Annotated in this window: 7 protein-coding genes; all 7 read left to right on the top strand. The window is 70.8% G+C overall.

Annotated features, from left to right (window positions below; all coding sequences use genetic code 11):
- Positions 1 to 147 precede the first annotated feature (147 nt).
- The 7 genes from GWI24_RS12880 to GWI24_RS12850 all read left to right on the top strand — a co-directional run bounded on the left by GWI24_RS12880 (position 148) and on the right by GWI24_RS12850 (position 6473).
- Positions 148 to 1056: an LLM class flavin-dependent oxidoreductase gene (locus tag GWI24_RS12880; RefSeq protein ID WP_210946084.1), complete on the top strand. Its 909-nt coding sequence runs from the start codon at positions 148 to 150 to the stop codon at positions 1054 to 1056.
- Positions 1057 to 1181: 125 nt separating this feature from the next.
- Positions 1182 to 2090: a zinc metalloprotease HtpX gene (gene htpX / locus GWI24_RS12875; RefSeq protein ID WP_020870031.1), complete on the top strand. Its 909-nt coding sequence runs from the start codon at positions 1182 to 1184 to the stop codon at positions 2088 to 2090.
- Positions 2091 to 2093: 3 nt separating this feature from the next.
- Complete coding sequence (locus GWI24_RS12870) at positions 2094 to 2678, top strand: hypothetical protein (protein ID WP_210946083.1); 585 nt, start codon at positions 2094 to 2096, stop codon at positions 2676 to 2678.
- Between the two features lie 176 nt (positions 2679 to 2854).
- A complete protein-coding gene (locus tag GWI24_RS12865; RefSeq protein WP_210946082.1) occupies positions 2855 to 3418 on the top strand; it encodes a hypothetical protein in 564 nt (187 codons plus the stop codon).
- Positions 3419 to 3533: 115 nt separating this feature from the next.
- The gene (locus GWI24_RS12860; RefSeq protein ID WP_308343629.1) at positions 3534 to 4664 is read left to right on the top strand and encodes an ABC transporter ATP-binding protein; all 1131 of its coding nucleotides are present in this window, start codon (positions 3534 to 3536) and stop codon (positions 4662 to 4664) included.
- The gene (locus GWI24_RS12855; protein WP_210946080.1) at positions 4654 to 5550 is read left to right on the top strand and encodes an ABC transporter permease; all 897 of its coding nucleotides are present in this window, start codon (positions 4654 to 4656) and stop codon (positions 5548 to 5550) included. The genes GWI24_RS12860 and GWI24_RS12855 overlap by 11 nt, the downstream gene beginning before the upstream one ends.
- A complete protein-coding gene (locus tag GWI24_RS12850; protein ID WP_044572743.1) occupies positions 5547 to 6473 on the top strand; it encodes an ABC transporter ATP-binding protein in 927 nt (308 codons plus the stop codon). The genes GWI24_RS12855 and GWI24_RS12850 overlap by 4 nt, the downstream gene beginning before the upstream one ends.
- Positions 6474 to 6483 lie beyond the last annotated feature (10 nt).

The raw sequence follows: 6483 nt of genomic DNA, 5'->3' as shown, positions 1-6483 counted from the left end.
GGGGGTGCGCTCGCCCGGTTGCGCTCGCTCGGGTGCGCTTGCTCGAGCGGGCTTGCCCGGGTGCGCTTGCTCGAGCGGGCTTGCCCGGGTGCGCTTGCTCGGACGGCTCGGTACGGCGTTGTCACACCCACCGCTTAGGCTCGCGGCATGCGAGTGAGCACCGTGATCCTGCCCATCCACCGCTGGTCCGAGGGCGGCCGGAAGACATGGCAGCGCGCCGAGGAGCTGGGTTTCCACGCCGCGTACACCTATGACCACCTGTCCTGGCGCAGCTTCCGCGACGGCCCCTGGTTCGGGGCGGTTCCCACGCTGACGGCGGCCGCCGCGGCGACCTCGCGGCTGCGCCTGGGCACCCTCGTCACCTCCCCGAACTTCCGCCATCCGGTGACGCTGGCCAAGGAGCTGATCACGCTGGACGACGTGTCCGGCGGGCGGATCACCCTCGGCATCGGCGCGGGCGGCTCCGGCTTCGACGCGACGACGCTGCTGCGCGGCGGCGAGGAGCCGTGGTCGCCCCGGGAGCGGGCGGACCGGTTCGGCGAGTTCGTCGAGCTGCTCGACCGGCTGCTGACGCATGACGCGGTGACGTACGAGGGCACGCACTACAGCGCGTACGAGGCGCGCGACATCCCCGGCTGTGTGCAGCGGCCGCGGCTGCCGTTCGCGGTGGCCGCCACCGGTCCGCGCGGGCTGCGGCTCGCGGCGCGGTACGGCCAGGCGTGGGTGACCACGGGCGATCCGAAGATCTCCGCGACCGGCACCCCGGCCGATTCGCTGGCCGCCATCGGCGGTCAGATCGACCGGCTGGGCAAGGCGTGCGCGGAGGCCGGGCGGGACGCCGGCGACCTCGACAAGATCTTTCTCACCGGCTTCACCCCGGACGGCACAGGGCCGCTGAGCTCGGTGGACGCCTTTGTGGACTTCGCCGGACGCCATGCCGAACTGGGCATCGAGGAGATCGTGCTGCACTGGCCGATCCCCGATTCGATCTTCGCGGCCGACCTCGGGGTCTTCGAGAAGATCGCCACTGAGGGTGCGGCCCAGATAGCGGGGTAAGCGGCCCGGACCGCCGGACACAGCGGCTCGCGAGAGAAAGGGCGACAGCGCGCGGCGCGGATCGCCCGATAAGCGGCAGAATCGGGTATAGAGCCTTTGGCATCGCGTCACTGGGGAGGCATCCCATGCCGCATACCCGCTATGCCCCAGACCGTGGGCTGACCACGCGCATGGTCACGACGATGTTCTTCATCGGGCTGCTCTATGTGGTCTTCATCGGCGTGCTGCTCGCCGTGTTCAAGGGCGCCTGGCCGCTGATCGTGATCATCGCGGGAGGGCTGTTCGTGGCGCAGTTCTGGTTCAGCGACCGGATCGCGGCGTTCAGCATGGGCGCCCGGGAGGTCACCCCGCAGCAGGCGCCCGAGCTGCACGGTGCGGTGGACCGGCTGTGCGCGCTCGCGGACATGCCCAAGCCCCGGGTGGCCATCGCCGACACCGATGTGCCGAACGCCTTCGCCACCGGCCGCAATCAGCGCAACGCCCTGGTGTGCGCCACCACGGGCCTGCTGCGGCGGCTGGAGCCGGAGGAGCTGGAGGGCGTGCTCGCCCATGAGCTGTCGCATGTGGCGCACCGCGATGTGGCGGTCATGACCATCGCCTCGTTCCTCGGGGTGCTGGCGGGCATCATGACCCGTGCGGCGCTGTGGGGCGGGCTCAGCCGTGGCAGCCGCAACAACAACGTGGGCATCGCGGTGCTGCTCATCCCGCTGATCAGCGCCGTGGTCTACGCGATCAGCTTCCTGCTGACCCGGCTGCTGTCCCGCTATCGCGAGCTGTCCGCCGATCGCGCCGGCGCGCTGCTCACCGGGCGGCCCTCGGCGCTCGCCGCCGCGCTCACCAAGGTGACGGGGCAGATGGCCCGGATCCCGACCCGGGACCTGCGCAAGGTCGAGCCGTACAACGCGTTCTTCTTCGCGCCCGCGCTCTCCGGCGAGAGCGTCAGCCGGCTGTTCTCCTCGCATCCGACGCTGGAGCGGCGGCTCGACCAGCTCGCCCGCATCTCCACCCAGCTGGGCCAGGCGGGAAGGGGCTGAGGCATGAGGCTGCTGGACGCCATCCTGGGCCGCAGCAAACCGGTGCGCCCCGACCTCGACCGGCTCTTCGGGCTCCCGGGCGCCGCGGTCAGCCTGGAGGCGGGGGCCGGGTTCACCCCGACCGGCCGGGGCTCGGTCTGCTTCGCGAGCGTGGAGGGCGGCGCCTTCTCCCAGCTCCAGCGGGATGTGCGGGAGCTGCTGGACGCGGACACGGAGCGGGGCGGGGTGCCCGTGGAGTTCAGCCAGGACGCGTACGGCTACACCTGGCTGCTGGCCCGGCAGCGGCCGGACGATGTGGCCTCGCTGGTGAACGATCTGCACGCGGTCAATTCGCTGCTCCAGGACGGGGGGTTCGGCCCGCAGCTGCTGTGCTCGCTGATCGGCTTCCAGGACACGGCGGGGCGTCCGCTCGCGCTGGTGTACCTCTACAAGCGCGGCACCTTCTACCCCTTCGCACCGCTGCCGGGCGCCGCGGAGAAGCGGGACAACGCGCTGGAGCTCCAGATACGGGCGCTGCTCGGGGATGATCTGCGGATCGAGGAGGACCTGAGCCGCTGGTTCCCGGTCTGGGGCGCACCGGGTCTCTGACGTTCCCGTTCCCGGCCGGACGGTCCGACTCCAGCGGCGCCTGTGCCCAACTCCCCCTCTCCGAAGGGGAATCCACGGGCTGGGCAGCGCATCAGGCATAGGACTGGGCTCGCAGGGCACTTTCTACCTTCGACATCCCACGACGGAATGTGACCTGACGCCCGGGGGAGGATCAAATGAGTTACTTGCGCGGATTCATGCCATGGATCGCCCTCGCGATCGTGTCCACGCTGGGCTGGCAGTGGGGCGCCCTGGCCGGGCTGGTGCTGGGCGCTGCGATGCTGATCCGGGCCCGTCGGGCGGGCCTGGCCGCCGACGCCGTCATCCTCGAGTGCAGCACGGTGGCCTTCTTCACCGCGCTGACGATCTTCGCCTTCGCCCGCCCCGGCAGCGGGCTCAAGGACTACGTCGGCGCGCTGGCGCTGAGCTGGCTGGCCGTCACCGCCTGGACGACACTCGCCGTCGGGCGGCCCTTCACCACCGGTATCGCCCGGCGCCAGGCACCGCCCGAGGTGTGGGACACCTACGCGTTCCGGCATATCAATGTGGTGATCACCCGGGCCTGGTCCATCGCCTTCACCCTCTCCGCCGCGGCCATGGTCGTGGTCGTCTCCGCCGGTCTGGGCGTGGTGGCGGCGCTGGCGGCGCAGTTCGCCGGGTTCGTCCTTCCGGCCCTGTTCACCGCGTGGTACCCAGGATGGGCGCGGTCCCGGCTGACCCCCGCGGCACATCGGGCATAAGCCCTCGGACCGGCTGTGGATACCCTCGGTAACACCCTCCGGCCGGGGCCTGTCCCCTACGGGCGCGTCAGACCCGAGGACGAGGCGAATCCCACCGTCTGGAGTGACGCCGCCTGTGTCTCGCACCACTACCGTCGAACACGTGACTGTGATCGCCACCGAAAGTCTGAGCAAGCGGTTCCCCCGCGTCACCGCGCTCGACCGGCTGTCCGTCGACATCGCACCAGGGGTCACCGGCCTGGTGGGTGCCAACGGCGCCGGTAAGTCCACGCTGATCAAGATCCTGCTCGGGTTGTCCCCCGCCAGCGAGGGCCGCGCTTCCGTGCTCGGCCTCGATGTGGCGAAGGACGGCAGCGCCATCCGCGAAAGCGTCGGCTATATGCCCGAGCACGACTGTCTGCCGCCCGATGTCTCGGCCACCGAGTTCGTCGTCCACATGGCCCGTATGTCCGGGCTGCCGCCCTCCGCGGCCCGTGAGCGCACGGCCGACACCCTGCGCCACGTCGGGCTGTACGAGGAGCGGTACCGCCCCATGGGCGGCTACTCCACGGGCATGAAACAGCGGGTCAAGCTCGCCCAGGCCCTGGTGCACGACCCGCGCCTGGTGCTGCTGGACGAGCCGACCAACGGACTGGACCCGGTCGGCCGCGACGAGATGCTCGGGCTGATCCGCCGCGTGCACACCGACTTCGGCATCTCGGTCCTGGTCACCTCCCATCTGCTCGGCGAGCTGGAGCGCACCTGCGACCACGTCGTGGTCATCGACGGCGGCAAGCTGCTCCGCTCCAGCTCCACCAGTGACTTCACCCAGGCCACGGCCTCGCTCGCGGTCGAGGTGACCGACACCGCCGACCACCCGGACGGCACCACGGCGTTGCGCACCGCGCTCGACCGGGCCGGGCTCACCGTCCAGCCCGCCGGCCGCGGCGCCGACGGGTCGCCAGGCTCCGACCATGTGCTGCTGGTCGACGTCGCGGGCGAGGAGACGTACGACACGGTCCGCGACACCATCGCCGGCCTCGGCCTGGGCCTGGTCCGCATGGAGCAGCGCCGCCACCGCATCGCGGAGATCTTCCGGTCCGACGACGAGGAAGCGAACGCCGCGGAGGCCGCGAACGCCGCCGCCGACGCCGCCGCAGACGCCGCCGCAGATGCCGCCGCGGATGCCCAGAAGGGCACAACGCCGTCCGGCGGACCGGCCGGCGCAAGCGCACACGGGAACGGAGGTGCCGTCGATGCCGCCTGAGACCGTGACCCAGCGCGCCGACGTCATTCACAACATCGGCTACCGCCACTACGAGGGCCCGCGCCTCGGCCGCGCCTACGCCCGCCGCTCGCTCTTCTCCCAGAGCCTGCGCGGCGCCTACGGCCTCGGCCGCTCGGCCAAGTCCAAGGTCGCGCCGATGCTGCTGTTCGCCGTGATGTGCATGCCCGCCGCGATCATCGTCGCGGTGGCCATCGCCACCAGCGCGGACGAGCTGCCCGTCAAGTACACCCGCTACGCGATCATGCTGCAGGCCGTCATCGGCCTCTACACCGCCTCCCAGGCGCCGCAGTCCGTCTCCCGGGACCTCCGCTTCAAGACGGTCCCGCTCTACTTCTCGCGGCCCATCGAAACGATGGACTACGTGGTGGCCAAGTTCGCCGCCATGGCCTCCGCGCTGTTCGTCCTCACCGGCGCACCCCTGCTGATCCTCTACGCCGGGGCACTGCTCGCCAAGCTGGACTTCGCCGATCAGACGAAGGGCTTCGCACAAGGACTGGTCTCCGTGGCTCTGCTCTCGCTCCTCTTCGCCGGCATCAGCCTGGTCGTCGCCGCGCTCACCCCGCGCCGCGGCTTCGGCGTCGCCGCCGTCATCGCCCTGCTGACCATCTCCTACGGCGCGGTGTCCGCCGTCCAGGCCATCGCCTGGGACCAGGGCAACACCGGCCCGGTGAGCTGGATCGGGCTGTTCTCGCCGATCACCATCATCGACGGGGTGCAGACGGCGTTCCTCGGTGCCACCTCCTCCTTCCCCGGCGGGGTCGGCCCCGGCACCGGGACCGGGCTCGTCTACGTCCTCGTTCTCCTCGGCCTGATCGCCGGCTCGTACGGGCTGCTGATGCGCCGCTACCGAAAGGTCGGCCTGTGACCACGATCGCCATCGACAACGTCTCCCGCTGGTTCGGGAACGTCGTGGCCGTCAACGACGTGACCATGGACATCGGCCCCGGTGTCACCGGGCTCCTCGGCCCCAACGGCGCCGGCAAGTCCACCCTCATCAACATGATGGGCGGCTTCCTGGCCCCCTCCACCGGGTCCGTGACCCTCGACGGCGCCCCGATCTGGCGCAATGAGCAGGCGTACCGCCACATCGGGATCGTCCCCGAGCGGGAGGCGATGTACGACTTCCTCACCGGCCGCGAGTTCGTGATCGCTAACGCCGAGCTGCACGGGCTGCCCGATCCGCGTGGAGCCGCCCGTAAGGCGCTCGACACCGTCGAGATGGACTACGCGGGCTCCCGGAAGATCGCCACGTACAGCAAGGGCATGCGCCAGCGCGTGAAGATGGCCTCCGCGCTGGTGCACGAGCCGTCGGTGCTCCTTCTGGACGAGCCGTTCAACGGCATGGACCCCCGGCAGCGGATGCAGCTGATGGATCTGCTGCGGCGGATGGGCGCCGAGGGCCGCACCGTGCTGTTCTCCTCGCACATCCTCGAGGAGGTCGAGCAGCTGGCGGCGCATATCGAGGTGATCGTCGCGGGGCGGCACGCCGCCTCCGGCGACTTCCGCAAGATCCGCCGGCTGATGACGGACCGTCCGCACCGCTATCTCGTCCGGTCCAGCGACGACCGCGCGCTCGCGGCCGCCCTGATCGCCGACCCGTCGACCACCGGTATCGAGGTCGACGCGAGCACCGGCGTCGACGGCGGGCTGCACATCCAGGCGGTCGACTTCGCCCGCTTCACCGAACTGCTGCCCCGGGTCGCCCGTGACCAGGGCATCCGGCTCCTCACGGTCTCGCCCTCCGACGAGTCCCTGGAGAGCGTCTTCTCCTACCTCGTCGCGGCCTGAAAGGAGCCCA

The sequence above is a fragment of the Streptomyces sp. MK37H genome, assembly GCF_018035285.1.
GTDB classification, from domain to species: domain Bacteria; phylum Actinomycetota; class Actinomycetes; order Streptomycetales; family Streptomycetaceae; genus Streptomyces; species Streptomyces endocoffeicus.
This window is presented reverse-complemented; position numbering and strand designations above follow the sequence as displayed.